The 1,354-nt window shown below is 64.6% G+C and carries 4 protein-coding genes; all 4 read left to right on the top strand.

Annotated elements, in window-relative coordinates:
* The coding region (locus tag C7K08_RS14170) for a hypothetical protein (RefSeq protein WP_206603880.1) at positions 1 to 339 on the top strand (339 nt) is incomplete at its 5' end.
* Between the two features lie 46 nt (positions 340 to 385).
* Positions 386 to 655, top strand: coding sequence for a PqqD family protein (locus tag C7K08_RS14165; protein ID WP_106501141.1), 270 nt, complete (start codon positions 386 to 388; stop codon positions 653 to 655).
* Positions 652 to 1,083 (top strand): lasso peptide biosynthesis B2 protein, encoded by a 432-nt coding sequence (locus C7K08_RS16980; protein WP_106501140.1) that lies wholly within the window; start codon positions 652 to 654, stop codon positions 1,081 to 1,083. Before C7K08_RS14165 ends, C7K08_RS16980 begins: the two co-directional genes overlap by 4 nt.
* A 15-nt stretch (positions 1,084 to 1,098) precedes the next feature.
* The coding region (locus tag C7K08_RS14155; RefSeq protein ID WP_133165321.1) for a hypothetical protein at positions 1,099 to 1,354 on the top strand (256 nt) is incomplete at its 3' end.

Raw genomic sequence — 1,354 nt, 5'->3', positions numbered from 1 at the left:
CGGCAGGCATGGCTGGAGGTGCCCTTGTGCGAAGGCGCAGTTGCCTTCATAAGTGCAGATGGCGTGAGCCTGCCGAACCCCGGGGAGGCTTTAACGGCGGCCCAACAGGACGCTCTGGCTCGATGGACACAACAACTTCAAAACGGTGCTCCGGTGTGTGTTCGTGCCTGTTTGGATGCGGCGGCCGCCATGCACCAGCGGTTGCCAGCCATTGACCAGGTGGCCTGGGACTGGATTCCCGCTTCTCCCGAGCCCTTGCTGCTGGAGGGCAATGGCGGCTTTGGGCTGCTGGTGCCCCAACTGTTTGCCCGGCTAAATGCAGCAGCCCTGCAGCCTTGAGGCCAGGCTCAATCCCTGAGAGGATCTCCATGTTCGCAAGAGACCCGTGCCCCTCAGCCGCAACCCCGAGATCTGCGCGGCCGAACTGGACGGCGAGATGTGCCTGTTCAACCCGGAAAATGCCGAGTATCTCAACCTCAACGGCACCGGTTCCAGCATCTGGAACCTGCTCGATGCCCCAGCCGAATTGGAAGAGCTGATCTGCAACCTGCAAGCGAGATACGCCGTGGATGCTGAGACCTGCCGCCATGAGACAGAAGCTTTTGTGGCAGAAGCGCTCAAGCGGGGCATGCTCACGGAAGCCCAACCGGCATGAGGCCGCTGCTGCGCTGGCCCACCAGGCTGTTTGCCTACGGGTTGTTATGCCTGCTGGATCACAGCATCTGGCTATTGATCCAAYTGCTGCCAGGCCCAAGGCTGATCGGGTTGGCCCGCCGGCGCCCCTGGACACGCTGGCAACTGCAGCTCGCCCCAGCCCGGCAGCAGCTCTGGCGTAGCCGCATGGCTTGGCTGATGCGCACTCGCTGCCGGCGCGCCGGCTGGGCCAGCACCTGCCTGAGCCGTTCGCTGAGCGGGCGRTTGCTGYTGGATCTGATTGGCGTGGCCAATGAGCTSCAYCTAGGCATGAGCAAGTTCAGTGATGGCCGCAAGGTGCCCCATGCCTGGCTCAGAGATCCSCAGWSCGGCCRGCTYTACACCCCTGGGCTCAGCCCTGGCGCTGGTGCGCCCCTMACCCAGTTCTGATCCCCAGCCGCAGCCATGGCCWTGCACCTGCCCAGCASCGATCCCCAGCCTTTGGCCGCGGGGCTTTACCGAACSGATGCCTTCCATCGCCAACCCCTGTTTGCGGTGGGCTCCGAGGTGGTGCGCAGCTGGACGGAAGCCCACGCCCTGCATGGCGATGCCCGGCCGGAMGATGTGAATCCCGCCTATGTGGCAGCCCTRATCAGYGGCAACCACAGCGCAGMAGMGGCGCCCTACACCCGCATCCGCCGCTTGCCGCGGGCTCAGCACG

Source organism: Synechococcus lacustris str. Tous, assembly GCF_003011125.1.
Classification (GTDB): domain Bacteria; phylum Cyanobacteriota; class Cyanobacteriia; order PCC-6307; family Cyanobiaceae; genus Synechococcus_D; species Synechococcus_D lacustris.
The sequence above is the reverse complement of the archived record's forward strand: the minus strand, read 5'-3'. Positions and strand labels throughout refer to the sequence as shown.